At 66.9% G+C, this 24,497-nt stretch carries 22 protein-coding genes and 2 riboswitches; of the genes, 9 read left to right on the plus strand and 13 right to left on the minus strand.

Annotation, left to right across the window (positions count from 1 at the left end; genetic code table 11):
* Positions 1 to 44: 44 nt before the first annotated feature.
* The gene (locus ACEF39_RS18790; RefSeq protein ID WP_500286168.1) at positions 45 to 1,325 is read left to right on the plus strand and encodes an NAD(P)/FAD-dependent oxidoreductase; all 1,281 of its coding nucleotides are present in this window, start codon (positions 45 to 47) and stop codon (positions 1,323 to 1,325) included.
* Positions 1,326 to 1,547: 222 nt separating this feature from the next.
* Here the strand turns inward: ACEF39_RS18790 and ACEF39_RS18795 are convergent, their stop codons facing one another.
* Positions 1,548 to 1,979, minus strand: a complete 432-nt coding sequence (locus tag ACEF39_RS18795) for a nuclear transport factor 2 family protein (RefSeq protein WP_500286169.1) — start codon at positions 1,977 to 1,979, stop codon at positions 1,548 to 1,550.
* A gap of 101 nt (positions 1,980 to 2,080) precedes the next feature.
* On the minus strand, positions 2,081 to 2,356 hold the full coding sequence (locus tag ACEF39_RS18800) for a GIY-YIG nuclease family protein (protein WP_500286170.1): 276 nt from the start codon (positions 2,354 to 2,356) through the stop codon (positions 2,081 to 2,083).
* 40 nt (positions 2,357 to 2,396) lie between these two features.
* Positions 2,397 to 2,486, plus strand: a riboswitch (glycine riboswitch).
* 13 nt (positions 2,487 to 2,499) lie between these two features.
* Positions 2,500 to 2,605: riboswitch (glycine riboswitch) on the plus strand.
* 81 nt (positions 2,606 to 2,686) lie between these two features.
* Between ACEF39_RS18800 and ACEF39_RS18805 the strand changes: the two genes are divergently transcribed.
* Entirely contained in the window at positions 2,687 to 3,304 is a 618-nt protein-coding gene (locus ACEF39_RS18805) for a trimeric intracellular cation channel family protein (protein WP_032952083.1), read from the plus strand.
* A 170-nt stretch (positions 3,305 to 3,474) separates the two neighbouring features.
* Here ACEF39_RS18805 and ACEF39_RS18810 read toward each other — a convergent pair whose 3' ends face one another.
* From ACEF39_RS18810 to ACEF39_RS18840, 7 genes are all read right to left on the minus strand, one after another.
* Entirely contained in the window at positions 3,475 to 4,548 is a 1,074-nt protein-coding gene (locus ACEF39_RS18810; protein ID WP_049467209.1) for a 3-deoxy-7-phosphoheptulonate synthase, read from the minus strand.
* 253 nt (positions 4,549 to 4,801) lie between these two features.
* Complete coding sequence (locus ACEF39_RS18815; RefSeq protein ID WP_089237217.1) at positions 4,802 to 5,062, minus strand: hypothetical protein; 261 nt, start codon at positions 5,060 to 5,062, stop codon at positions 4,802 to 4,804.
* A gap of 84 nt (positions 5,063 to 5,146) precedes the next feature.
* Positions 5,147 to 5,485, minus strand: coding sequence for a DUF6616 family protein (locus ACEF39_RS18820; protein WP_500286171.1), 339 nt, complete (start codon positions 5,483 to 5,485; stop codon positions 5,147 to 5,149).
* A gap of 121 nt (positions 5,486 to 5,606) precedes the next feature.
* Positions 5,607 to 6,344 carry a DNA alkylation repair protein gene (locus ACEF39_RS18825; RefSeq protein WP_500286172.1) on the minus strand — a complete coding sequence of 246 codons (738 nt, stop codon included), beginning with the start codon at positions 6,342 to 6,344 and terminating at the stop codon, positions 5,607 to 5,609.
* Positions 6,341 to 6,841 carry a MarR family winged helix-turn-helix transcriptional regulator gene (locus ACEF39_RS18830; RefSeq protein WP_500286173.1) on the minus strand — a complete coding sequence of 167 codons (501 nt, stop codon included), beginning with the start codon at positions 6,839 to 6,841 and terminating at the stop codon, positions 6,341 to 6,343. The genes ACEF39_RS18825 and ACEF39_RS18830 overlap by 4 nt, the downstream gene beginning before the upstream one ends.
* A 109-nt stretch (positions 6,842 to 6,950) precedes the next feature.
* Entirely contained in the window at positions 6,951 to 7,979 is a 1,029-nt protein-coding gene (locus ACEF39_RS18835; protein WP_500286174.1) for an LLM class oxidoreductase, read from the minus strand.
* Between the two features lie 13 nt (positions 7,980 to 7,992).
* Positions 7,993 to 8,628: a glutathione S-transferase family protein gene (locus tag ACEF39_RS18840; protein ID WP_500286175.1), complete on the minus strand. Its 636-nt coding sequence runs from the start codon at positions 8,626 to 8,628 to the stop codon at positions 7,993 to 7,995.
* Between the two features lie 275 nt (positions 8,629 to 8,903).
* On the opposite strand from ACEF39_RS18840, the gene ACEF39_RS18845 reads away from it, so the two are divergent.
* On the plus strand, positions 8,904 to 9,806 hold the full coding sequence (locus tag ACEF39_RS18845) for a LysR substrate-binding domain-containing protein (protein WP_500286176.1): 903 nt from the start codon (positions 8,904 to 8,906) through the stop codon (positions 9,804 to 9,806).
* Positions 9,807 to 9,950: 144 nt separating this feature from the next.
* On the opposite strand, the gene groL is transcribed toward ACEF39_RS18845, so the two are convergent.
* Both groL and ACEF39_RS18855 read right to left on the minus strand, forming a co-directional pair.
* The gene (gene groL / locus ACEF39_RS18850; RefSeq protein ID WP_025878650.1) at positions 9,951 to 11,600 is read right to left on the minus strand and encodes a chaperonin GroEL; all 1,650 of its coding nucleotides are present in this window, start codon (positions 11,598 to 11,600) and stop codon (positions 9,951 to 9,953) included.
* A gap of 84 nt (positions 11,601 to 11,684) precedes the next feature.
* Positions 11,685 to 11,972, minus strand: coding sequence for a co-chaperone GroES (locus tag ACEF39_RS18855; protein WP_089237231.1), 288 nt, complete (start codon positions 11,970 to 11,972; stop codon positions 11,685 to 11,687).
* A 352-nt stretch (positions 11,973 to 12,324) separates the two neighbouring features.
* Between ACEF39_RS18855 and ACEF39_RS18860 the strand changes: the two genes are divergently transcribed.
* The 5 genes from ACEF39_RS18860 (at position 12,325) to ACEF39_RS18880 (ending at position 20,629) form a co-directional block, all read left to right on the plus strand.
* The gene (locus ACEF39_RS18860; RefSeq protein ID WP_500286177.1) at positions 12,325 to 14,115 is read left to right on the plus strand and encodes an endonuclease; all 1,791 of its coding nucleotides are present in this window, start codon (positions 12,325 to 12,327) and stop codon (positions 14,113 to 14,115) included.
* Between the two features lie 68 nt (positions 14,116 to 14,183).
* Positions 14,184 to 14,522, plus strand: coding sequence for a divalent-cation tolerance protein CutA (gene cutA, locus ACEF39_RS18865; RefSeq protein ID WP_025878647.1), 339 nt, complete (start codon positions 14,184 to 14,186; stop codon positions 14,520 to 14,522).
* Positions 14,519 to 16,909, plus strand: coding sequence for a protein-disulfide reductase DsbD family protein (locus ACEF39_RS18870; RefSeq protein WP_500286178.1), 2,391 nt, complete (start codon positions 14,519 to 14,521; stop codon positions 16,907 to 16,909). The genes cutA and ACEF39_RS18870 overlap by 4 nt, the downstream gene beginning before the upstream one ends.
* Positions 16,906 to 17,466, plus strand: a complete 561-nt coding sequence (locus ACEF39_RS18875) for a TlpA family protein disulfide reductase (protein ID WP_500286179.1) — start codon at positions 16,906 to 16,908, stop codon at positions 17,464 to 17,466. The genes ACEF39_RS18870 and ACEF39_RS18875 overlap by 4 nt, the downstream gene beginning before the upstream one ends.
* A gap of 637 nt (positions 17,467 to 18,103) precedes the next feature.
* Entirely contained in the window at positions 18,104 to 20,629 is a 2,526-nt protein-coding gene (locus ACEF39_RS18880; RefSeq protein WP_500286180.1) for a PepSY domain-containing protein, read from the plus strand.
* Positions 20,630 to 20,715: 86 nt separating this feature from the next.
* On the opposite strand, the gene ACEF39_RS18885 is transcribed toward ACEF39_RS18880, so the two are convergent.
* Entirely contained in the window at positions 20,716 to 23,253 is a 2,538-nt protein-coding gene (locus ACEF39_RS18885) for a methyl-accepting chemotaxis protein (protein ID WP_500286181.1), read from the minus strand.
* A 202-nt stretch (positions 23,254 to 23,455) separates the two neighbouring features.
* Between ACEF39_RS18885 and ACEF39_RS18890 the strand changes: the two genes are divergently transcribed.
* Positions 23,456 to 24,289, plus strand: coding sequence for an arylamine N-acetyltransferase family protein (locus ACEF39_RS18890; RefSeq protein ID WP_500286182.1), 834 nt, complete (start codon positions 23,456 to 23,458; stop codon positions 24,287 to 24,289).
* A gap of 31 nt (positions 24,290 to 24,320) precedes the next feature.
* On the opposite strand, the gene ACEF39_RS18895 is transcribed toward ACEF39_RS18890, so the two are convergent.
* Positions 24,321 to 24,449 carry a hypothetical protein gene (locus ACEF39_RS18895; protein WP_500286183.1) on the minus strand — a complete coding sequence of 43 codons (129 nt, stop codon included), beginning with the start codon at positions 24,447 to 24,449 and terminating at the stop codon, positions 24,321 to 24,323.
* Positions 24,450 to 24,497: the final 48 nt, after the last annotated feature.

Genomic DNA, 24,497 nt, shown 5'->3' on the forward strand with positions numbered 1-24,497 from the left:
CGAAGATGCCAGGCACTTCCCCCATGCCCCCCTGGAGTGAGTCGATGAGTCGTGATCGCGTCCCCCACCTGGTCGTTGTCGGCGGCGGTTTCGCCGGCCTGTGGGCCACCCGTGCGCTGGCCCGCGAACGCATGCGCATCACCCTGGTCGACCGTCGCAACCATCACCTGTTCCAGCCGCTGCTGTACCAGGTGGCCACCGCGGGGCTGTCTGCGCCGGATATCGCCGCACCGCTGCGCCACATCCTCGGCCACCAGCGCAACGTGGAGGTGCGGCTGGGCGAAGTGGTGGCCATCGACAAGGAAGCCCGCCAGGTGCGCATGGCCGATGGCAGCACGCTGGACTACGACAGCCTGCTGCTGGCCACCGGCGCCACCCACGCCTACTTCGGCCACGACGAATGGGCCGACGATGCGCCCGGCCTGAAGACACTGGACGATGCCATCGCCCTGCGCCGCAAACTGCTGCTGGCGTTCGAACGCGCCGAGGCCGAGCCGGACCCGGCGAAGAAGGCTGCATGGCTGAGCTTTGCCGTGGTGGGTGGTGGCCCGACCGGCGTCGAGCTGGCCGGCACCCTCGCTGAAATCGCCCGGCATACGCTGCGCAATGAGTTCCGCCACATCGATCCAGCCAGCGCCAAGGTGCGGTTGGTCGAGGCCGGTCCGCGCGTGCTGTCGACCTTCCCTGAAGTGCTTTCGCTGAAGGCACGCCGGCAGCTGGAAAAGCTGGGCGTGGAAGTGATGACCGGTACACCGGTCAGTCACATCGATGGACAGGGCTTCAAACTGGGCGACCAGTTCGTGCCCGCGCGCACCGTAGTCTGGGCCGCTGGCGTGGCCGCCTCGCCCTTGGCGCGCACGCTGGACGTGCCGCTGGACCGCGCAGGACGCGTGCCGGTGCAGCCCGACCTGACCCTGCCCGGCCATCCCGAACTGTTCGTAGCGGGCGACCTGGCCGCGCTGAGCCAGGCCAACGGCAAGCCGGTACCGGGCGTGGCCCCGGCCGCCAAGCAGATGGGCAAGTACGTGGCTGAAACCCTCCGCGCGCGCCTGCACGATAATCCGGCACCGGGGCCGTTCAAGTACGCCGACTTCGGCAACCTGGCCACCATCGGCCGCATGGCCGCGATCGTGCACCTGGGCAAGCTGCAGCTGTCGGGCGTGCTGGCCTGGTGGTTCTGGTTGGCCGCGCACGTGTTCTTCCTGATCGGTTTCCGCAACCGCGTCGTGGTGCTGCTGAACTGGGCGGTGGCGTACTGGAGCTACCAGCGCAGCGCGCGGATCATCTTCGGCGATGACCGCGAAGACCGGCGACCGAAGCGGTAGGTACTGCCGTGGGTGACCTCTCGACCGACACAGTAGATCCACGCCATGCGTGGATGGATTTCTGTGCAGGCTGCATGGAGCGTAGCCACGCGTGGCGTGGCTCTACTGCTTCATCGGGCCGCTGGGCACCCGCTGGGGGCGCGTCCTCGACCGACACAGTAGATCCACGCCATGCGTGGATGGATTTCTGTGCAGGCTGCATGGGGCGCAGCCACGCATCGCTCACGGCGCCTTCGGCTTCGGGTACCACAACGCGTTGACGATGACCCAGCGCTGGTCGAAGCGGCCCATGTGGAAGTAGTCGACGAACCACGGCGTTTCCAGCCGCACCGAGGCCGCACTGCCGGTCACGTCCAGCACCGTGCAGCGGCGATCCCATTGATCCTTCGGGGTCTTCAGCGCGCCCTGTTTCGTCAACGCAACCAGCTCTTCCTTCGACATCCGGCGCAGGCCCAGGCGCTCGTCCGGCGTATCACCGAGCACCGCGCGCTTGGCCAGATCCGGATGCAGGGAACGGGCGACGCGTTGCGGGTCGGCCTCCAGCTGGCCATCCACGTAGTCATGGCAGGTCGCTTCGATGGCGGCGATCGTGGCGGCGTCGGCAGCGGGGCTTGCCGCCGCCGACAGTGCGAACAACAGGGCAACGGTGGACATCCGGGTCTCCAGCGCTGAGGGCTGGGCGATCATGGCATGGCCGGATGCGTCCCATCCACGCATGGCGTGAATCTACTGTGGGGCCAAGCCGATGCTCGGCTCTACAGAGGCGTGGGATCCGGCGTCCGCAGCCAGGCCAGCTTGCGTTCGCGCGGCTGCTGCTTGAGCTCCCATTCGGCGCGCGAGGCCGCTGCCCTGTCCGGGTATTCGCGTACCGCCAGCACCCGCAGCGGCGGACGCGACCGGGTATAGCGCGCCCCCTTGCCGGCCTGGTGGGCGGCGAAACGGGCCTGCACGTCGGTGCTGATGCCGGCGTAATAGCTGCCGTCGCGGCATTCGAGCAGGTACAGGAACCACGGGCGGGAAGGCGAAACCATGGCCGGATTATGCCGTGCTGCACTGCAGCGGATATACTGGCGCCCGAATGCAGGAGAGAGGCGCCGCGCTGGCGCCCGCCGAAGGCGCAGGCTCCCATGATCGCTCAGGCCGGTGGGCTGGAATCCCACCAACCATGCATTCGACTCGCCGAGCTGGAGAGAGGTCACCGGGCATGCCCGGGACGATCCGCCGAAGGGGCACGCGGCTCACGCCGCTGAACTCTCAGGCAAAAGGACAGCGGGAGCGGCACCGGTCATCGTCGTCCCGTCATTGCGCAGGCAATGGTGGTGCCCGCGCATGGCCGGCCCCACCGCGTCCGGAGCCTGTCCATGCTGCTGTCCATCATCTACTTGATCGCCATTTCCGCCGAAGCCATGACCGGTGCCCTGTCTGCAGGCCGCCGCCGCATGGACCTGTTCGGCGTTGTCATGATCGCCTGTGTCACCGCCCTCGGCGGCGGCTCGTTGCGCGACATCCTGCTCGGCCACTATCCGCTGGGCTGGGTGAAACACCCCGAGTACCTGGGCTTCACCGTGTGCGCGGCGTTGATCGCCACCTGGGTGGCACGCTGGATGCACCACTTCCGCCGCACCTTCCTGGTGCTGGACGGGCTGGGCCTGATCGCCTTCACCCTGATCGGCTGCTCGATCGCGCGCGAGGCCGGGCATGCACTGCCGATCGTGCTGATCGCCGGCATGCTCACCGGCGCCTTCGGCGGCGTGCTGCGCGACATCCTCTGCAACGAGGTGCCGCTGATCTTCCAGAAAGAGCTGTACGCGATCATCTCGCTGCTGACCGGTGCGGTGTATCTGCTGTTGCTGCACTGGGGCGTAGCCGATGCCACCGCGATCCTGTGCTGCCTGGGCGGTGGGTTCGCCGTGCGCCTGCTGGCGATCCACTACCGCTGGGAAATGCCGAAGTTCGTGTACCACGACGAAGTGCATTGAGCGCTGGCGTTCGCCGGAGTCCACACCACCCCGGCGATGTACCTGGCGCTGTTTACATACGCAGCGCCAGGCGCATCGCCGGTGCAGACGGGCCGATCTCCAACTCCGACCGGCCCTGATCGCGGCCGCACCCCCGCAGGCGCTGGCCGCCATCCACACGCGTGCCGCCGTCAGGCGGCTTCGGACACCTTCACTTCGCGACGAGCGCGCACGGCCGCCGCCAGCCGCTCCAGCACCGTCACGGTGGTGTCCCAATCGATGCAGCCATCGGTGATGCTCTGGCCGTAGACCAGCGGCTGGCCTTCGACCAGCTCCTGACGGCCACCGACCAGATGGCTTTCAACCATCACACCGACGATGCGCTGCTCGCCGTCTTCCAGCTGGGTTGCGATGTCTTCGATCACCTTGGGCTGGTTTTCGTGGTTCTTCAGGCTGTTGGCGTGGCTGGCATCGATCATCAGCCGCGTCGGCAGCTTGGCCTTGGCCAGTGCCTGGCAGGCATCGGCCACGCTGGCCGCATCGTAGTTCGGCTGCTTGCCACCACGCAGGATCACATGGCAGTCCGGGTTGCCGGTGGTGGAGACGATGGCCGTGCCGCCCTGCTTGGTGACCGACAGGAAGTGATGCGGGTTCGAGGCGGCGCCCACGGCATCGGCCGCGATCTTGACGTTGCCATCCGTGCCGTTCTTGAAGCCGACCGGGCACGACAACCCCGACGCAAGCTCGCGATGCACCTGGCTTTCGGTGGTGCGTGCACCGATCGCGCCCCAGGCCACCAGGTCGGCGATGTACTGCGGCGAGATCACGTCGAGGAACTCGACACCGGCAGGCAGGCCGAGCTTGTTGATGTCGCGCAGCAGGCCACGGGCGATGCGCAGGCCCTTGTCGATCTTGAAGCTGCCATCCAGGTCCGGATCGTTGATCAGGCCCTTCCAGCCCACCGTGGTACGCGGCTTTTCGAAGTACACGCGCATGACGATTTCCAGCTCGCCGGCCAGCGCATCGCGCAGCGGCTTCAGGCGCTGTGCGTACTCGATGGCGGCTTTCGGGTCGTGGATCGAGCATGGCCCGACCACCACCGCCAGGCGGTCGTCGCGGCCGTGCAGGATCTGGTGCAGGGCCGCGCGCGAAGCGCTGACGGTGTCGGAGGCTTCGTCATCACAGGGCAGCATCGCCAGCAGCTGGGCAGGCGGTGTCAGCGGTTCGATGGTGCGGATACGCAGGTCGTCGGTGTGCGGGGGCATGGTGGGGGGTCTCTACGGAACGATGGGGGTCCGCAGCGTGGCGACATGAAAAAAGCCGCCAGGTTCGCTGGCGGCTTTCGGGAATGCGTCTGAAGCTTTCTTCAGGGTGAGCGCAATCCTTCCTCCGCCGGGGGCTTCGGAAAGTAATACCAATAAAAGCTGGCGTGGGCTGCGTTCATGGGATCTATTGATAACACAGGGTTTTGGCAGGTGCCAACTGTTTCATCCGCAACTGCGGGCGCGGTTCAGCGGACTATCGGCTGCCATGCACTTCCACGTCCAGCAACAGCGTCTCGTGGATATCCACCCAGCGCTCCACCACGCGATCCAGTTCCTGCCTGGCCTCATCCAGCTGTTCGGGGTTGAGCATGGATCGGGCCGTATACAGATCGGAGACCAGCTGCCGCAGGGTGGCTTCCTGGATGGCGACCACCGGCCCTTCCAGGCCGGGTACCTGCAGCGCAGGACTGCTGCCCAGCGCCCCGTACAACGTCACCTGGATCTTGCTCTGCATGCTCGACTTTCCTGCGGATGGATACGGCCGAGCGCCATCTTTACCCGGAATGGATGACACGCGCATGTGCCACCGCAGCCCGCGTCACAGCGCCGCGAGGTCCGCCAGGTGCTGGGCCATTGCATCCACGGCGCCCACGGCATTGGTGGTGGCGAAGTAGTCATGCCAGCCGGTGGCACTGATGGCGGCCATCAAGGCATCGGCATCGGCACGGCTGGCGCACTGCCAGACGGCGTAGTACTGCTCGGCGCTGGCATGTGGCACCTCGCTGGCCACGCGGCCCATCGCCAACGGTGCGATGCATGCAGGGTCGAGTTGCTGCATGCCGGCGCCGATACGGGTGAAGAAGGTGTTCCGTTGTTCAGCGGACAGCGCTTTCCAGGCCGGCGTCGCGGTGTACAGCTCGATGAGGAGGTGGGACATGGGGTCTTCCTTGAGGGTCATGGGGCTGCCGGCCAGCGGCCGGCACTACCGGGGAATGGGTGTGACATGGGGTTGCCGGCCGGCGGCCGGCATCAGCGGGATACGGGTGAACGGTGCGGCGCTACAGCGAGCGCAGCGCGCGTTTGCGGATGTACGTATTGGCGACGCTGTCGTGGGTTGACTGCCACCTCGTGCACACATCGCGCACCCAATCGGGTTGGCTCTTGCCAGCGTCGTTGAGCCAGTTGCCCACCGAGTCCTGCACGTAACGCTCTGGATCGTCGGCAAGTGCCTTCAGCACGGGCAGCACGTGTTCGGGTTGCTGCTTGAACAGCGCAATGTGCGTGGCCCAGACACCGCGGGGACGCAGCGCCTCACAGGCGAAGCGGCGCAGATGTGGCGAAGGCTGCTGCGTCCAGGGTTGCAGCAAGGTGAGCGCCTCCAGTGGCCCGGCGACGATATCGCTGCGCAGCGCCAACCACGCCCATTCGCGCACACCGAAGTGCGGATCGTCTGCCAGTGGACGCATCGCCTGCAGCTTGTCAGCCAAAGTCGCCTGCGCGTCACCGCCGATCAGATAGCACACCCACCCCCGCACGGTGTCGGATGGATGGGCCTGCCAGTGCTGTACGTCGCCCTGCCCTGCCTCGCGCAGTAGCGCTGCAGCCAAGGCCATGCGTTGGGTGATTCCCTTGCCTGCGGCGGCGTGCATGTGCTGTATCGAGGCCGGTGGCAAGGTTGGTGCCACCGCCTGCAGCAACGCAGCGAAGTCCACCGCCAGGCACTCGGCCAGATGCGTGCTGGCGGTGCTGCCTGCGTTGAGTGCAAGCAGGCGTGCCGTGGCGATAGTAGTGCTCATGTACCTGCGTCCTGGCCTGCGTCGGTGTGTCGCCAGACCTTTTCCAACAGCAGCGACAACTGCGCCTGTTCGCCGGAATCAAGACCCTTGAACAGTCCGCCGATCCACTGTGTGTGCTGGTTGAACAGATCGCCGGCCAAGCGCTTGCCGCGCGCCGTCAGCACGATCTGCAGACGGCGGCCATCCTCGGCATCGTTGCGTCGCTGCAGCAGTCCGTCACGCTGCAGGCCATCAAGCAGCCCGCTGATGGTGGCGCGGGTGACCCCGGCACGCTCGGCAAGCTCATGCGGCGGCAACGTGCCGCCGGCGCCGTGCAGCAGGAAAAGCACGACGAAGCGGCCTTCGCTGAGGCCGTGCGGCGCGAGGCGTGTGGCGCAGTCACGGTCGATCGCACCGGACAAGGCGAGCAGCTGGAAGCACAGGCGCAGCTGCGCGACATTGGCGTGACCACGGCGCTGTGCCTCCTCGACGAGGGCCTGGTGCTTCGACTCAAGCATAGTGCATCCAGATATGATTAGGCGGCTAATCATAATCCATGAGACAAGAACTGCAAGCATCCGTTGCCGCCGGCAGGGTCCTCAGCTCAGCAATCGCGGAGATGCATCGCTACCATTCCATCACCCGCAACGGTGGGCCGGGATGCGACGGAAACAACGGCAGCACCTCTTCGGCCAGTTCCTGCAGCACATCGGCAGCTGGGCGGCGCGAGAACTGGATGCCGAGCGCGGCATGGTTGACCCCGGCGCGCAGCCACGCTTCCAGCAGCGCGATCAGCCCCTTGCGCCCGGTACGCAGGCAGTAGCCACCCTGCAGCGGCACGCGCGGATGGTCCGGGTCATCCACCAGATCCAGCCATTCATTGGTCATGTGCGGACGGAAGCCGCCATCGGGAATCTGCGCCCGCCATGCGTGGATCTTCGCCGCCAGCCGCTGTGGTCCTGCCGCGTCATGGGTTGCGTCGGGATAGGTCAGCCAGCCGTCGGCATGCTCGCCGATCCATTGCAGCGACTGCCGGGCGCCACCGGTGACGATCAGCGGAATGCGACCGCTGACCGGCGGCGGCAGCAGCTGCACGCCCTGCGTGGCCCAAGGATGGCCGGCCAGCGCCCCGTCAGCGGGCTGCAACCATTGCCGGAAGCCCACCACGGCGTCGGCGAACCGTTCACCACGTTGGGCGTGGTCGAGGCCATAGGCGGGAAACTCAAGCGGTCGATCACCCGTGGCAATGCCCATCACCAGCCGCCCTGCGGACAACTGGTCAATCGACGCGGCGGCCTTGGCCAGGTCGATGGGATGCCGCAGTGGCATCACCACGCTGCCTGTCGCCAGCGCTACGCGACAGGTGCGCGCGGCCAGCCATGCGAGATACGTGAACGGATCGAATACCTGTCCGGCATCACCGAACTGTGGATCGAACAGCGGAACATCGCGCACCCACACCGCAGCGAAACCATGGCGGTCGATGGCCTCCACCAGCGCGGCCTGCCCCTGCAGAACCGCCATATCGCCCTGGTAGAAGCGCAGCGGCAGGAAGATGCCCAGAGTCAGCGCATCGGCGCGGAACATGCGCTGATAACCGGCATGGCCGGCGAAGGCGGCTGCCGAAGCACCGTGGATCGAAACGGAAGCTGTCATCACAGGGATCTCCTCAAGGCCCGGTCGCGGGCTCAGGCAGCCGCACGCCGCGCTGCACGGCGGGCCGTCCGGCTACGCGCCGGTACCACGCCGAAAGATGTCGATGGCGCGAGAAGTCGATGTCGATTACGCGGAGCACATGCAGCCAACCGAAGTGGGCGATGTCGGCGATCGAGTAGTCATCGCCGGCCAACCAGGGACGCGCGGCCAAGCGTGCATCGAGGATCGCGAAGATGTCTTCCGAGAGGTGCCGGTAGCGCTCGATCGCCGGCAGGTAACGCTCCTGCGCGAAGTGTTCGAAATGCACGCGTTGGCCGAAGATGGGACCGACGCTGGAGGCATGGAACATCAGCCAGGTGATGGTGTCCCAACGCGCGGCCGGTACCTGTGGCAACAATGCGCCGCCCCGCTCGGCCAGGTACAGCAGGATCGCCGCCGACTCGAACAGCACGATGCCCCTGGCGCGGTCTTCGAGGACCGGAATGCGACCGTGCGGATTGAGCCGCAGGAAGTCGGGATGGCGATGTTCACCCAGCTCGATGCGCACGTGGTGCAGGCGATAGGGCAGGCCCAGCTCCTCCAGCGCGATGGTGGCCTTGTAGCCATTGGGTGAGCTGTCGGTATGCAGGTGCAGCGAAGGTTCGGTCACGGCAACGTCCTGGAGGCAGAAATCGGGTGCACACGCGCTGCCCGCCCACAACATCAGCAGGGCGAAGCGATGTGGAAAAGGCGCTGCAGCGACCGTGCAACCAGTCTAGGAACCGGGCATGCAAGCGGGAAACGATGTCTGCTGCGGTTGCAGTTGAGCCCAGCTCAACATCGCGCGCACCGACGCGACAGCCATCGACCCGGCCGATATGCTGTGCCCTGCGCTGGCCGGTGGACGTGCCGACGGCTCGCCAGCATCGTCACGGGAGAATGGAAATGGGTGCGGTACTGCCCTTGCTGGCCCTGCGGGCCTTCGTTGAAACCAGCCGCCACGGCAGCCTGACAGCGGCCGCCGAGGTGATGGGCGTGACACCCGGTGCCGTGAGCCAGCAACTGAAGCAGTTGCAGGAACGACTCGGCGTCAGCCTGTTCGATCGAACCCGCCATGGCGTGGTGCTCAGCGCGGCCGGCAGCCGCGTCTATCCGGAACTGCGTCAGGCCTTCGATCAGATCGCCAGCAGCCTGCACGCACTGGAAGCGTGGCAAGGCAGGTCAACGCTGCGGATCAGCGCCGCGCCCAGTTTCGCCGCGCACTGGCTGGCGCCGCGACTGGCCGATTTCAGTGCACGGCATCCAGGAATCGACGTGCAGTTGGATGCCAGCCCTGCGCTGGTGGACCTGCGCCGTGATGGCGTGGACATCGCGATCCGGCACGGCCTGGGCCAGTATCCGGGGCTGCATGCAGAGCACCTGTTGGCACCGGCGTTGCTGCCGGTGGCAAGCCCCGCGCTGCTGGCAACCGTGCCAACGATCACCCGCGTGCAGCACTGCCTGCGGCTGCCGCTGCTGCAGGACAGCGAACGCAGTGACTGGCGTCTGTGGTTCCAGGCCCTGGGCCTGCCGCAGGATGCGCGCCTGCAGCGCGGCCCCGCCTTCGATGACGATCTGTTGTTGATACGTGCGGCGGCAGCCGGCCAGGGCATCGCGCTGGTGCGCGACATCCACGTGGCCGACGAAGTGGCCAGCGGTCGCCTGCAGGTGGTCCTGCAGCAGCCGTGGCCGCAGTCCTTCGCCTACTACGCCGTGACCCGGCCAGGCAGCGAGGGCAGCGACCGACCGATGGTGGCTGCGTTCCTGGCGTGGCTGCAGGACACCATGTCAACAGCACGCGCAGCGTAGCGGCGGGCAATCCCGCGTTGCCCGCGTAGATGCACGCTAAGCGTGGATGCAGCCCACAAAAAAAACCCCGCCTTGCGGCGGGGTTTTTTCATTGCAGCAGGGAAGCGTACCGACCTGGGTCGGCCGCTACCGGTGCAGCGGGACTTAGAAGTCCATGCCGCCCATGCCACCCATGCCGCCCATGCCACCGGCGCCACCCATGGCCGGCTCGTCCTTCTTCGGAGCGTCGGCAACCATGGCTTCGGTGGTGATCATCAGGCCAGCGATCGAGGCGGCGTTCTGCAGCGCCGAACGGGTCACCTTGGTCGGGTCCAGGATGCCGAACTGCAGCATGTCACCGAACTCGCCGGTGGCGGCGTTGTAGCCGAAGCTGCCGGTGCCTTCCTTGACCTTGTTGACGATGACCGACGGCTCTTCGCCGGCGTTGGCGACGATTTCGCGCAACGGAGCTTCCATCGCGCGCAGGGCGATCTGGATGCCGTGGTTCTGGTCTTCGTTGGCACCCTTCAGGCCAGCCAGCGCGGACACCGCACGGACCAGGGCAACGCCGCCGCCCGGAACCACGCCTTCTTCAACGGCCGCACGGGTCGCGTGCAGGGCGTCGTCGACGCGATCCTTCTTTTCCTTCATTTCGATTTCGGTCGAAGCGCCGACCTTGATCACTGCAACGCCACCGGCCAGCTTGGCCACGCGCTCCTGCAGCTTCTCGCGGTCGTAGTCCGAGGAGGTGTCTTCGATCTGGGTCTTGATCTGCGCAACGCGCGAATCGACCGCAGCCTTGTCACCCACGCCATCGATGATGGTGGTGTTTTCCTTGGAAACCTGCACCTTCTTGGCGCGGCCCAGGTCCTTGATGGTGGCCTTTTCCAGCGACAGGCCGACTTCCTCGGAGATCACGGTGCCGCCGGTCAGCACGGCCATGTCTTCCAGCATCGCCTTGCGGCGATCGCCGAAGCCCGGTGCCTTGACGGCCACGACCTTGACGATGCCGCGGATGGTGTTGACCACCAGGGTCGCCAGCGCTTCGCCTTCGACTTCCTCGGCGACGATCAGCAGCGGCTTGCCGGCCTTGGCGACGCCTTCCAGCACCGGCAGCAGGTCACGGACGTTGGAGATCTTCTTGTCGTGCAGCAGGATGTACGGGTCATCCAGGTCAGCGGTCTGCGACTGCTGGTTGTTGATGAAGTACGGGGACAGGTAGCCGCGGTCGAACTGCATGCCCTTGACCACGTCCAGCTCGTTGTCCAGGCCCGAGCCTTCTTCAACGGTGATCACGCCTTCCTTGCCGACTTCCTTCATCGCGTTGGCGATAATCTGGCCGATCGACTCGTCCGAGTTGGCCGAGATCGTGCCGACCTGGGCAATGGCCTTGTCGTCAGCGGTCGGCTTGGAGATGTTCTTCAGCTCGGCGACGGCAGCCACGACGGCCTTGTCGATACCGCGCTTGAGGTCCATCGGGTTCATGCCGGCAGCAACAGCCTTGGCGCCTTCGCGGATCAGGGCCTGGGCCAGCACGGTGGCGGTGGTGGTGCCGTCGCCGGCGTCGTCGTTGGTACGCGACGCGACTTCCTTCACCATCTGTGCGCCCATGTTCTCGAACTTGTCAGCCAGTTCGATTTCCTTGGCGACGGACACGCCATCCTTGGTGATGGTCGGGGCGCCGAAGCTCTTTTCGAGCACGACGTTGCGGCCCTTCGGGCCGAGGGTGGCCTTGACGGCATTGGCGAGAACGTTGACGCCGCGCACCATGCGCGAACGGGCGTCTTCACCGAAACGAATATCCTTGGCAGCCATTGCAGTTACCTCATTGGTAGCGCCGGGCCATGCCCGGCGGCTGGGTGTTTGGAATCAGGGGTATGAAGCAGGTCGCGCCGACGCTCAGCCGATGACAGCGAGCACGTCGTCTTCGCGCAGGACCTTGTACTCGACGCCTTCGCTCTTGTACGAGCTGCCGGCGTACTGGCCGTAGATGACCTTGTCACCGACCTTCAGCGACGGAGCGCGCACGGTGCCGTTGTCCAGCGGCTTGCCCGGGCCCACGGCCACGACTTCACCCTTGGTGGACTTTTCCTTGGCGGAGTCCGGGATCAGGATGCCACCGGCGGAAACTTCGTCGGCTTCGATCGGCTTGACCACAACGCGGTCGTGCAGCGGCTTGATGCTCATGTGGGACCTCTTAAGTTATTGATTGGTCTGAAAAAGTCCGGCGATGTTAGCACTCGCACCAGGCGACTGCCAGCAACGCGCGTGAAAAAGCCCGACAGGTCGGGAGCACGACAGAGATGGAGACCTCCGGAGGCCTTTCAAGGCCCGCCCCGAAATTTTTCTCGAGGGCCCCGGTGGCGCTCCGTCACTGCGCGGACGCCTTTATAGGGATGCGTCGCGGCAAGCCAAGGGGCAATTCGCGATCATTTGGTGACCGCCGTCGCACTGTCAGATATCTGGCGTTCATTTACGACAAAGTGTCACCGGATCGGCTTTAGGGTGGCCCGGCATTCCCAATCACAAGGAGTAGTCGATGCGATTGCTGTCCCCGCTCGCCGCCGCCTGCCTGCTGGCCCTGGCTGCCGCGCCGGCCCAGGCCGAGGTCTTCATCAACGAACTGCACTACGACGACAGCACCGCTGCCGGTGACGTCGGCGAAGCCATCGAAGTGGTCGCCACTGCCGGCGAAGACCTGTCCGGCTACCGCCTGTACCTCTACAACGGCAGCAACCCGTCGGCCGCCACGGTCTACGCCAACAACGCGGTGCCGGCCGGAACCGCGACCGGCTGCGGCAGCGCCACCCTGGCCGTGGTCACCTACCCCAGCAACGGCCTGCAGAACGGTGCCAACGACGGCATCGCCCTGGTCGACGCCAGCGGCAAGGTGGTCCAGTTCCTCAGCTACGAGGGCGCGATCACGGCCGCCGGTGGCCCCGCTGCCGGCATGACCAGCCAGAACATTCCGGTTGCCGAAACCAACAGCACCTCGGCGGGCACCTCGCTGCAGCTGACCGGCAGCGGCAGCCAGTACGCGCACTTCACCTGGGCCGAATCGGCCAGGCAGACCTTCGGCAGCTGCAACAACAACCAGACCTTCAGTGGCGGCGGCACCCCGGGCCCGAACACGCCGCCGTCGGTGTCCACCACCACGCCGGCACAGGGCAGCAGCACCTTCCCGGCCGCCGCCGACCTGGAAGTGGTGTTCAGCGAGACGGTCAACCTCGCCAGCGGCGCCTTCGCACTGACCTGCGGCACTTCGGGCAGCGTACCGCTGACCTGGCCGGCCAGCGGCAAGAGCGTGAAGCTGTCGACCAACACCGCGCTGGTCGCCGGTGAAGCCTGCCGCTTCGACATCCGTGCCGCACGCATCACCGATGCCCAGGGGGCCCGCCCGGCCGCCGACAGTCGCATTGCCTTCACCGTGGCCAGCACCGGCGGCAATCCCGACCCTGGCAACCCGGGGGTGCCGGCCGGCTACTACTCCAAGGTCAATACCAGCAGCTCCAGCCAACTGCGCTGCTCGCTGCATGCCACCATCAAGGGCCACACCGCGTACCCGTACAGCGGTACCGGCACCAGCACCTGGACCATCCTGGAGATCGCCGACGAGGATCCAAACAATCCGAACCGGATCCTGGATGCCTACCGGAACCGCAGCTATGCCAAGGTCAGTGACCGCGCGGGAACCGGCAGTGGCCTGACCTACAACCGCGAGCACACCTGGCCGAACTCGCTGGGCTTTGCCAGCATCACCGGCGACAAGGGCCTGCCGTACGCGCCCTACACCGATACCCACATGCTGTACCTGACCGACGCACAGTGGAATGCCGATCGTGGCAACAAGCCGTTCGGCAAATGCGACGCCAACTGCGGCGAGCGCGCCACCGAGGCCAACAACGGCCAGGGCGGCGGCAACGGCGGTTACCCGGGCAATTCGAACTGGGTACGCACGCCGGATGGCAATGCCGGTACCTTCGAGGTGTGGGGCCATCGCAAGGGCGACATGGCACGGGCGGTGATGTACATGGCCATCCGCTATGAAGGTGGCAAGGATGCGGCCACCGGCCAATCCGAACCGGACCTGGAACTGACCGACGACCGCAGCAAGATCGTCAAGACCAGCAGCTCGCCGGCCTACATGGGTCTGCTGTCGACCCTGATCGACTGGCATCTTGCTGATCCGCCGAGCGCTGCAGAACGTGCCCGCAATGACGTGATCTACAGCTTCCAGGGCAACCGCAACCCGTTCATCGACCACCCCGAGTGGGCCACCCCGGCCCTGTTCACCTCGGCCAAGCCAGCCACCTGCCAGCTGGCCAATTGACCGCGCAACGCTGCGGTGCACTGCCGTCGCCGGGCCCTGCCCCGGCGACGGCCCTATACTCGACGGTCATGTCGACCGTCGATCCCGTCCTGCTGCTGTTGACCACCTGCCCGGACCGGGCCAGTGCCGAGCGCATCGCGCACGCGCTGGTCGCCGAGCACCTGGCTGCATGTGTCACTCGCCTGGACGGCGCACAGTCGACGTACCGCTGGCAGGGCGAGGTCACCACCGACGCCGAGCTGCAGTTGCTGGTGAAGACCACCGCAAGCCGTGTCGATGAAGCCATCGCCCGGATCGTCGAACTGCATCCGTATGAACTCCCGGAGTGCATCGCGGTCGAAACCCGGGCCGGCCTGCCGGCGTATCTGGACTGGATCCGGGCGCAGACCCGGGAGGACACTGATTGAAGACTCTGTTTGCGCGTGGCGCCGCCTTGTGCGCCCTGTTGTGGCTTTCACTGCCGGCCTTCGCGCTGGATGAAGAAGATCTGCTGCCGGTGGACCAGGCGTTCGCGCTGACCGCCAGCGCGCCCGAACGTGGCCAGATCCAACTGCAGTTCAAGATCGCCCCGGGCTATTACCTGTATCGCCACCGCACCACGGTGAAGGCCGATCCGGCCTTCAATGCCGCTGCGCTGCAGATGCCCGCAGGCAAGAAGCATCACGACGATTTCTTCGGTGAAGTGGAGACCTACCGCGAGCGCCTGCAGGCCACCCTGCCCGGCGCGCCCACCGATGCCGCTGGCACCATCAGCCTGGAAGTGCGTTACCAGGGCTGCGCCGATGCCGGTGTGTGCTACCCGCCGCAGAAGCGCGTGATGCAGGTAACCCTGCCCGGCGCGGGCGGTGCGGCTGCCACGCTGCCGACTGCACGCGCCACCGGTGCCAGTGCGTTCAACAACCCGCTGGCTGGCGCCGGCAGTGGCGGTGGCCTGCGGCTGCCGGGCACCAGCAACAGCCAGGCGCTGCCGCTGCCGTCGGAACAGGCATTCGGCTTCGATGCCATCGCCAGCGATGGCAACACCCTGTTACTGCGCTTCAGCCCGGCACCGGGCTATTACCTGTACCGCGACCGCACCTCGCTGAAGCTGGAGGGCGGCGCCGGGGTACTGGCCGACAAGCCCCGCTGGCCGGCGGCGCAGTCGCATCGCGACGAGCACTTCGGTGATGTGGCGGTCTATTTCAACCAAGTGGAAGTGCCGGTGCCGCTGCGCCGCACCCGCGCCGAGGTGGTCGACAGCACGCTGGTGGTGACCTTCCAGGGTTGCCAGACCGATGGCATCTGCTACCCGCCGATGACCCGCCGGGTGAAGCTGTCGATCCCCGCCGGCAAGGCCAGCGCCAGCGGTGATGCCTCTGCCGCACGCGACGACGTGATCCGCTCGCTGCCGGCTTCGGCCGCTGCCCGCACCCGCGAGGGCGCCAACGGTACGCCGCTGCGCCTGCTTCCGACCGTGCCCAACGACGCGCCGGCCAACGCCGGTGCTGCCGACGCCAGCAGCGGCGCACGCGATGCCTTCGCCGCCGACGCGCAGCAGGACAATGCACTGCGTACCAAGGCCCCCAGCCGCGTACCGAAAACCGACAGCTCGCTGCTATGGGTACTGCTGCTGGCGCTGGGCGGTGGCCTTGTACTGAATCTGATGCCCTGCGTGCTGCCGATCCTGTCGCTGAAAGTGCTGAGCCTGGCGCAGAGCGGTGAAAGCCCCGAGCGCGCCCGCAGCCACGCCATGTGGTACACGCTGGGCGTGCTGGTCGCCTTCGCCGTGATCGGCGCGCTGATGGTCGGCCTGCGCATGCTGGGCAATGCGGTCGGCATCGGTTTCCAGCTGCAGCATCCCGGCGTGGTCGCGGCGTTGGCCTACATCATGTTCGCTGTGGGCCTGAGCCTGTCCGGCGTATTCACCATGGGCGGCGGCATCGGCAACTTCGGCCAGTCGCTGGCGCGACGCAGTGGCCCGGCCGGCGACTTCTTCACCGGCGTGCTGGCCTGCGTGGTCGGTAGTGCCTGCGTGGGACCGTTCTTCGGCCCGGCGGTGGCCTATGCCTTCGTTGCACCGCCGGTGGCGGCGATGCTGGTGTTCCTGTTCCTCGGCCTGGGCCTGGCCCTGCCGTTCCTGCTGATCGGCTTCGTGCCGGCGCTGGCCCGTCGCCTGCCCAAGCCGGGCCAGTGGATGGAAACCCTCAAGCACGTGCTGGCCTTCCCGATGTACGCCGCCGCGTTGTGGCTGCTTTGGGTGCTGGGCAAGCAGCGCGGCGTGGATGGCATGGCGCTGGCGCTGGGTGGCCTGCTGCTGCTCACCGGCGGTCTGTGGTTGTTCGAGCGCAGCCGCTGGCGCAGCCAGCGCGCGGCCGGGCTGCTGGGCGTGCTGCTGGTGATCGCCGCGCTGGTACCGGTATGGGGTGTGACCCAGCTGGCACCGCCGGCGCGTGCCGCGCAGGCGAGCAGCGAGAACGTGGTGGAGTATTCGCCGCAGATGCTGGACCGCCTGCGCGCCGACAACCGCGTGGTGTTCGTCAACATGACCGCCGACTGGTGCGTGAGCTGCAAGGCCAACGAACGCGCGGTGCTGTCGCGCCCGGAGTTCAAGGAACTGCTCAAGCGCACCAACGCGGTGTACATGCGCGGCGACTACACCAATGTGGACCCGCAGATCACCGCGTTCCTGGATGAGCACAAGGCCGTGGGCGTGCCGCTGTACGTGGTGTACGGCCCGGGCGCACCGCCGACGGTGCTGCCCACCCTGCTGACCCAGGCGCTGGTGGAAGAAGCGCTGCTGCGCACCGCACGATGAGGTGGCAACGGCCAGCACTGCTGTGGACAGCGGTGCTGGCTGCCGGGCTTGGCCTGTGGGCCGGCAATCGGCTGACGCCGCCGCCGGCGGCGCAAAACCCAGCGCCTGTTGCCGTATCACCGCCAGCGCTGCCGATGCTGCGCCCCGGTGATCCGCTGCCGGCGCTGGTCCTTCCCGATGGTGAAGGCAACGCGCAGGATATCCGCGAACGCTTCAAGGGCCGGCCATTGCTGGTCAATGTCTGGGCCAGCTGGTGCGGCCCCTGTGTGGAAGAAATGCCCGAGCTGGCCCGCTTTGCCGAGGGCCAGGGCACGAGCGGCGTACAGGTGTTGGGCCTGGCGCTGGATACGCCTGACGGCGTGCGCGACTTCCTGCAGCGGGTGCCAGTGAACTATCTCATAGTGCTCGATACCCCCGGTCCACGCGATGCCAGCGTGCAGTTGGGCAACGCGCAGGGTCTGCTGCCGTACAGCGTGCTGTTCGATGCGCAGGGCCGGATGGTGAAGGCCAAGCTCGGCCCGTTCGCGCACGGCGAGATCGAAGGCTGGGCGAAGTAGGGTCGGCAGGGCTGCGCCCTGCACCTGCAGATGCTTTCAAGCAACAGCAACAGCAACAGCCGAAGCAACGGCAACAGCGGGCTTCCGTGGGATGGCGAGGCGGTGTCGGAGTGCGGGGACGCCGCAAGTACGTCCCTGTAGGCTTGGCGGCCGCATCCATGCGGCTGACACCCCGCACTCCGACACCGCCCCACCTCTGACAGATTTCCATGATCTGGTGGATCCACGCCGTGCGTGGATGAATCTCTGTCAGATATCGACATTACTCTGGGGTCAGATCCGTTTTCCTACGGAAAACGGATCTGACCTCATGCCATTCCGACAGATCGCGGAAATCTGTCGAAGGCGGGGTGGGTCCGGTCGCGGGGGCGTGAGCCGCATGGATGCGGCGACCGAGCTTACATGGACGTACTTGCAGCGGCCCCCGCCACCGGACCCACCCCGCCTCCCCACAGGAAACCAGCTTCTGCTGTTGCTCCGGCCGTTGCCGTTGCCGTTGCCTCTGCGGGTGCAGGGCGCAGCCTTGCCGGCAAACCCTCCTTGACCGCAGCGGCCCGGGCCCCGGAGAATTACGAGATTAATTCTCATTTGCTGTTGCGCAGGATGCGGGCGGCAGCCTCGACGGCCCTCGATCCCGATGTTCAAGAACGTCTTGTTCCAACTGCACTGGCTGCTGGGCATCAGCGCTGGTGCCATCCTGGCCGTGATGGGCCTGAGCGGTGCAGTCCTGTCGTTCGAGGATGAACTGCTGCGCGCGGCCAATCCCGGCTTCGCCGAGATCGCCGAGCATCATGCCGACAACCAGCAGCCGCTCGCCTTGAGCGAGCTGGTGCCGTTGCTGCAGGCAGGTAGCGAGCGATCGCTGCAGCGCCTGCGGGTGGATGCCAGCGGCCAGCGTCCATCGGTGGCACGCTTTGCCGGCGGCAAGGACCACTGGGTCTATTTCGACCCCTACAGCGGCGCGCGCTTCAGCGCGCTGCGTGGACAGGCCTTCTTCGATTTCGTAGAGGACCTGCACCGCCACATGGTCGCCGGCGAACGGGGCTCGTGGATCACCGGCAGCTGTGCGATCGCCTTGCTGTTCTTCACCCTGTCCGGGCTGTACCTGCGCTGGCCACGCCGCTGGTGGCACTGGCGCAGCTGGCTGGTGGTGGAATGGGCACGCAAGGGCCGAGGCTTCCTGTGGAGCCTGCATTCGGTGATCGGCACCTGGGTGCTGCTGATCTACCTGATGAGCGCACTGACCGGGTTGTGGTGGTCGTTCGACTGGTACCGCAACGGGCTGACCCAGCTGCTGGGTGTCGCGCCCCCCGCCAAGCACAAACTCGCCACCGATCTGTCCCTCGATCTGAACAACGTCGAGGCCACGTTGTATGCGCTGCCCGGTGTGCGCCAGGGCTTCATCGACCTGCGCCTGCCGGAGAAGCCCGGTCAAGCACTCAATGTGCGGGTGATGTCGGCGGATCCCGCGCAGCGCGGCGGCCACCATGATCGTGCGCACGACCTGCTGCAGCTCGACCCGGCCACCGGCGCGGTTCTCGACGCGCGCCCGTACGCACGCCAGGGTGCCGGCGGCCAGCTCACCACCAGCATGTTCGCCCTGCACTCGGGCAGCTTCTTCGGCATGCCCGGACGCATCGTGGTGATGCTCAGCAGCCTGGGCATGTGTCTGTTCTTCGTCACCGGTTGGCTGCTGTACCTGGACCGCCGCCGCAGCCAGCGCGCCGCGCGCGCGCTGCGGCAGACCGTTCCGGCAGCAGCACTCCACGCCGGGGGCATACCGTGGCTGGTGGTGCATGCCAGCCAGAGCGGCCTGGCCGAACAGTTGGCCTGGCGTGCGGCGGCACAGCTGCAGGCGGCCGGCCACGGGGTGCAGGTACTGCCGCTTGCGCGTGTGACTGCCTCGCAGCTGCAGGCCACCACCCAAGCGCTGCTGGTACTCAGCACCTTCGGTGATGGCGAACCACCGGACAATGCACGGCGCAGCGCACGCCAGTTGCTGGCACAGCATCCGGACCTTTCCGGGCTGCGTTACGGCATGCTCGCGCTGGGTGACCACCAGTACGCGCAGTTCTGCGGGTTCGGCATCCAGATCGATGACTGGTTGACGCGCTCGGGCGCGCAGCCGCTGTTCGACCGCATCGACGTCGATGCCGCTTCGGTGGTGGCACTGCGCCAATGGCAGCTGCAGTTGGCTGGGCTGACCGGCATCGACACCGATGACAGCGTGCTGCCGGCAGCCACGGTGATGCACGACTGGCGCCTGCTCGGCCGCACCCTGCTCAACGCCGGCAGCGTCGGTGGCCCGATCTGGAAGATCCGCCTGGCAGCGCCGGCCGATGTTGATTGGCAGGCCGGCGACATTCTGCACATCGCACCACGTCACGACGCGCTGCACGTACACGCGATACTTCGGGCGCATGGTCTGGATCCACTGCAACCGATGCTGATCGACGGTGGCACGAAAACGCTGCTGGAACTGGCCAGCGAACGCGTGCTGCCCGAACCTGGCAGTGCATTGCAGGTGCAGGATGCAGGCCTATGGTTGTCAGGCCTGCCGTCACTGCCGGGGCGTGAATATTCCATCGCCTCATGCGCCGCCGATGGCGAGGTGGAACTGGTGGTGCGGCTGGTCCACGACACAGCAGGTCGCGCGGGCCTGGGTTCGGGCTGGCTGGCCCTGCATGCGCCTACGGGTGGTGCAGTTGCCGCCCGCGTGCATCGCAACCCGGGCTTCCATCGGCGGCCAGGCGCGCCGATGGTGCTGATCGGCAACGGCACCGGCATCGCCGGCCTGCGCAGCCTGCTGCGCGAAGCCGCGCATCACGGCGAGCACGGCCATTGGCTGCTGTTCGGCGAGCGTCAGCGCGCGCACGATTTCCTGTTCGCCGACGAGATCATCCGGTGGCAGGCTGACGGGCATCTGCTGCGTTTGGATCAGGCCTATTCGCGTGATGTGGACGATGGCAGCTACGTACAGCATCGACTGCGCGCTGCGACAGATGAACTGCAGGCGTGGTTGGCACGAGGCGCAGTGATCCATGTGTGTGGATCGCTGCACGGCATGGCCGAAGGCGTGGACCAGGTGCTGCGCGAGGCACTGGGCGATGAAATGGTGGAACTGCTACTGGAGAACGGGCGCTACCGGCGCGACGTGTATTGAGTCCGTTCGCCGGGCATGGCCCGGCGCTACCCATCATGGGTTTCAACGGTAGCGCCGGGCCATGCCCGGCGAAGGCGATCAGGCCATCACGCCGCCGACCGCGCCCGGCGCTCGGGCTGTAGTCGGAACGCTGCCACCGCTTCGGCCAGCGCGCGAACCTGGGTCTGCATCTGCGCAGTCGACGCGCCAGCCTCTTCCACCAGGCTCGCATTGCGCTGCGTGCTGGCCTCCATCTGTACGACGGTCTGGTTTACCTGGGCAATGCCTGCATGCTGTTCGTGCGAGGCACTGCGGATACCGGCCAGCAGACCGGCCAACTGCTGCACGCTGCTGACGATCTCGTCCATCGTGGTGCCCGCCTGCTCGGCCTGCATACTGCCCTGGCCTACCCGCGCCATTGAATCCTCGATCAGTTCCTTGATCTGCTTGGCCGCGTCCGCACTGCGCTGGGCTAGCAAGCGGACTTCGGCCGCCACCACCGCGAAGCTGCGACCCTGCTCGCCTGCACGCGCCGCCTCCACTGCCGCGTTGAGGGCCAGGATATTGGTCTGGAAGGCGATGCCATCGATCAGCTGGATGATGTCGCCGATGCGCCGCGACGACGCGCTGATGCCGTGCATGGTCGCCACCACCTGGCCGACCGCAGCGCCGCCGCGCTCGGCAACCTTGGCGGCATCGCGCACCAGTCCGTCAGCACGCCCCGCGGCGTCGGCATTGCGGCCGACGGTGTCAGTCAGCTCATGCATCGATGCCGCGGTTTCCTCCAGGTTGGCCGCCTGTTGCTCGGTGCGGTGGGACAGATCGTGATGGCCGGCAACGATCTCGCCCACGCCCACATCCAGGCGGACCGTGGCCTGCTGGATGCGGGTGACGATGTGGCCCAGCTGCGCGACGGTGGCGTTGGCATCGTCACGCATGCGGGCGAACACGCCCTGCAGGTCGCCCTCCAGGCGCACGCTCAGGTCGCCGCGTGCCAGTGCGGCCAGCAGCGCCTGCAGATCGCCGAGGTTGGTCTCGAAGGTGGACAGCAGGCGGTTGATGCTGGTCGACAGCGTGCGCACGAAGCCCTGCTTGCCCTCCAGCGCGATGCGCCCCTGCAGCTCGCCATGCGCCGCCGCGTCGACCAATGCCGCCACTTCGGTTTCCAGCAGTGTCTCCAGCGCGCGGCTGCGCCATTCCACTGCCACGCCGAGGAAGTGGTCGTCCTCGACGATGGCGTTGGCGATCAGCTGATAGCGGGTGCCGGCGTGGCCGATTTCGCGCTCTTCGCGCTGACGGGCACCAATCAGCCCCGCCAGTGCCGGGTGCAGGCGGACCGCGTCGCTGCCAAGCAACGTCTCTGCAGGAAGATCCAGCAGCTGCAGCAGCGCTGGATTGGCGTAGGCCACCTGCCCTTCCGCGTCGACCACCATCAAGCCGGTCTGCGCGCTGTCCAGCGCCTGCCGCACGCGCGTGTTGCCGCGCGCAACCGCGCGTTCGGTCTCGGTGCGCGCACGCAGGCGTTGCTGCATGTCGACCAGGCGCTGCGCGAGCTGGCCGATCTCATCATTGGCGTTGTGCACGCGCAGCGTGGTGTCGAGCCGGTCATCGGCGATATCGCCTGCAAAGCGCAGGGTGTCCTGGATCGGTCGACGCACCGCGCGCACCACCAGCACCAGACTTGTGATCAGCACACCGGCCACCAGCAGCAGGGTGGCCACGAACAGCACGCTGGCCATCCTTGCACCCGATCGTTGGCGCAGTTGTGCCTGTTCCAATGCCGCGACCTGGGCCTGCTGGAACGCGGCCAGTGCCGGGCCGACGGCCGCCGCGGTCTCGAGCAGCGACTGCGCCTCCACGTCCAGGCCGACGCGCGCGGCGGTATAGCCCAGCAACGCGGCCTGGTAGGCTTCCATGCCATTGCGTATGCGGTCCTGCACCTCGGCGGGCAGGCCGGCCAATGCCAGGTCGAAGGGCAGCTTTTCTTCGCTGGCACGATCGGCGTGGGTGGAATCGCCATCGAGCAGCAGCAACGCTTCCTGGCGCCGCATCCGCTGCACATGCAGGGACATCGCAGGGCGCTCCAGCGCATCCACCTGCGTCTGCAGCGCGTCGGCCGCCTGCTGCAGCTGCGCGGCCAGGCCGGCGTCGCCGCGCCCCATCTCATCCACCCGCTCGAACAATGCGGCGATGCCCTGTGAGAAGGCATCGACCGCCTCGGCCATCGCCTGCAGCGCCTTGCGCCGACCCGCATCCATCGGCATGCCATGCAAGGCCTGCAGGTCCTGCTTCAACATCTGCTGCGTGGCCAGCAACTGGCTACGGTCTGCATCATCGAAACTGCGCGCATACTGGGTCTGCAGGCGCCGGGCCTCGGCCACCCGCGCTGCCAGCGAAGCAACGCGGTCACTGCCGTGCTGGTAGCTGGCCTGGTCACGGGCCGCCTGCGTGCTCGCATGGCTGGTCCAGGCGTGGACGGCGGCGATGGTCACCAGGCCCAGGCTGCAGACCAACAAAGTCGCCTTGAGCTTGTCGGCAACGCTGAGCCGATGTGGCTGCAGCCAGCGCAGCAGGCCAGGCAAACGGGAACGCAACCCGACGACGCGGCTACGCAGGGACCGAAGGTGGGAAACGACGGCCGACATGACAGACTCCAGGCGGAAGGACGCACCTGTATCGACCGGTCGCAGAGGAACTTTAGCTCCGGGCTGAATCCGGCCCCGAGCGGCGGGCAGTTGTCGCTGTTGTACCGGCCGTAGGCGACCGGGGGATGACACCGGCGGGATGCGCTTGACCTCAACCCCGGTTGCGGTATCACAGTGGAGCCCCCTGCCCGTGGTGCCTGCCATGTCCATCGACGTCCCCCGCTACCTGCAGCGCCTGCAGCTGGATGCCCGGCCTCCGCTCACCCTGGCCGGGCTGACCCTGCTGCAGCAGCGCCACAACGCCCTGCTGCCGTTCGAGACCCTGACCAGCCTGCTGCGCGACGCGGTGGCGATCGACCTGGACAGCGTCCAGCACAAGCTGCTGCACGCGCAGCGCGGCGGTTACTGCTTCGAACTCAATGGCGCGTTCCTGGCGCTGCTGCAGGCCTTGGGCTTCGATGCGCAGCCGCTGAGCGCACGGGTGCTGCTGTCGGCTGTCGATGGCGAACTGACCGCGCGTACGCACCTGCTCCTTCGGGTGCGTCTGCAGGACGAGGAATGGCTGGTCGATACCGGCTTCGGCAGCCTGACCCCGACCGTACCGCTGCGCCTGCACGAGACCGCAGTGCAGGACACACCGCACGAGCGTTACCGCGTGCGGACGCTGGATGATGGCGACTTCATGCTCGCCGCCAAGGCGGGGGATGACTGGCGGGCACTGTACCGCTTCGACCTGCAGCCACCGGCGCCGATCGACAACGAGGTAGGCAACTGGTACGTGTGCACGCATCCGCAGTCGAGCTTTCCCGGCCAGCTGCGTGCATCACTGACCGGGCCGGATTGGCGACGCACCATCGGCAGCGGCAACTACACCGAATATCGCCCGGGCCAGGTACCGGCCAAACGCCCGCTGCGCGAGGTGCAGGACGTGCGCGAGGTGCTGCAGCAGGCCTTCGGCATGCGCCTTCCGGACGATCCGCGATTGGATCCGGCCATCGCCGACTGGCTGCAGCGATCGCGCGCCGCGTCCGTGTAGCACCACGCGATGTTCGGCTGCTGACTCAGGGCTATGGGGTGACGGGTGCCTGCTGGGCAATCCGGTTGCCCTCGCTGTCGCGGATCTCGGCCACCCGCCAGCCAGCGGCCACGGCCGGGCCGAAGCACAGCACCGCGCCGGCCTGCAGGGCACGCTGCACGCTCCGATCCAGATCGTCCACGCCCAGGCAGATGCGCGGGCCGTGCTC

Source organism: Stenotrophomonas indicatrix, from assembly GCA_041545745.1.
Taxonomy (GTDB): Bacteria; Pseudomonadota; Gammaproteobacteria; order Xanthomonadales; family Xanthomonadaceae; genus Stenotrophomonas; species Stenotrophomonas indicatrix_A.

Bases quoted from the DNA above. Each gene is read 5' to 3' on its own strand.
- ACEF39_RS18845 (WP_500286176.1), top strand. From the start codon at position 8,904: ATGGGTGCGGTACTGCCCTTGCTGGCCCTGCGGGCCTTCGTTGAAACC.
- ACEF39_RS18885 (WP_500286181.1), bottom strand. From the start codon at position 23,253: ATGTCGGCCGTCGTTTCCCACCTTCGGTCCCTGCGTAGCCGCGTCGTC.
- ACEF39_RS18790 (WP_500286168.1), top strand. From the start codon at position 45: ATGAGTCGTGATCGCGTCCCCCACCTGGTCGTTGTCGGCGGCGGTTTC.
- ACEF39_RS18890 (WP_500286182.1), top strand. From the start codon at position 23,456: ATGTCCATCGACGTCCCCCGCTACCTGCAGCGCCTGCAGCTGGATGCC.
- ACEF39_RS18835 (WP_500286174.1), bottom strand. From the start codon at position 7,979: ATGACAGCTTCCGTTTCGATCCACGGTGCTTCGGCAGCCGCCTTCGCC.
- ACEF39_RS18810 (WP_049467209.1), bottom strand. From the start codon at position 4,548: ATGCCCCCGCACACCGACGACCTGCGTATCCGCACCATCGAACCGCTG.
- ACEF39_RS18830 (WP_500286173.1), bottom strand. From the start codon at position 6,841: ATGCTTGAGTCGAAGCACCAGGCCCTCGTCGAGGAGGCACAGCGCCGT.
- ACEF39_RS18805 (WP_032952083.1), top strand. From the start codon at position 2,687: ATGCTGCTGTCCATCATCTACTTGATCGCCATTTCCGCCGAAGCCATG.
- ACEF39_RS18820 (WP_500286171.1), bottom strand. From the start codon at position 5,485: ATGTCCCACCTCCTCATCGAGCTGTACACCGCGACGCCGGCCTGGAAA.
- ACEF39_RS18860 (WP_500286177.1), top strand. From the start codon at position 12,325: ATGCGATTGCTGTCCCCGCTCGCCGCCGCCTGCCTGCTGGCCCTGGCT.
- ACEF39_RS18800 (WP_500286170.1), bottom strand. From the start codon at position 2,356: ATGGTTTCGCCTTCCCGCCCGTGGTTCCTGTACCTGCTCGAATGCCGC.
- groL (WP_025878650.1), bottom strand. From the start codon at position 11,600: ATGGCTGCCAAGGATATTCGTTTCGGTGAAGACGCCCGTTCGCGCATG.
- ACEF39_RS18825 (WP_500286172.1), bottom strand. From the start codon at position 6,344: ATGAGCACTACTATCGCCACGGCACGCCTGCTTGCACTCAACGCAGGC.
- ACEF39_RS18880 (WP_500286180.1), top strand. From the start codon at position 18,104: ATGTTCAAGAACGTCTTGTTCCAACTGCACTGGCTGCTGGGCATCAGC.
- ACEF39_RS18815 (WP_089237217.1), bottom strand. From the start codon at position 5,062: ATGCAGAGCAAGATCCAGGTGACGTTGTACGGGGCGCTGGGCAGCAGT.
- ACEF39_RS18875 (WP_500286179.1), top strand. From the start codon at position 16,906: ATGAGGTGGCAACGGCCAGCACTGCTGTGGACAGCGGTGCTGGCTGCC.
- ACEF39_RS18795 (WP_500286169.1), bottom strand. From the start codon at position 1,979: ATGTCCACCGTTGCCCTGTTGTTCGCACTGTCGGCGGCGGCAAGCCCC.
- cutA (WP_025878647.1), top strand. From the start codon at position 14,184: ATGTCGACCGTCGATCCCGTCCTGCTGCTGTTGACCACCTGCCCGGAC.
- ACEF39_RS18855 (WP_089237231.1), bottom strand. From the start codon at position 11,972: ATGAGCATCAAGCCGCTGCACGACCGCGTTGTGGTCAAGCCGATCGAA.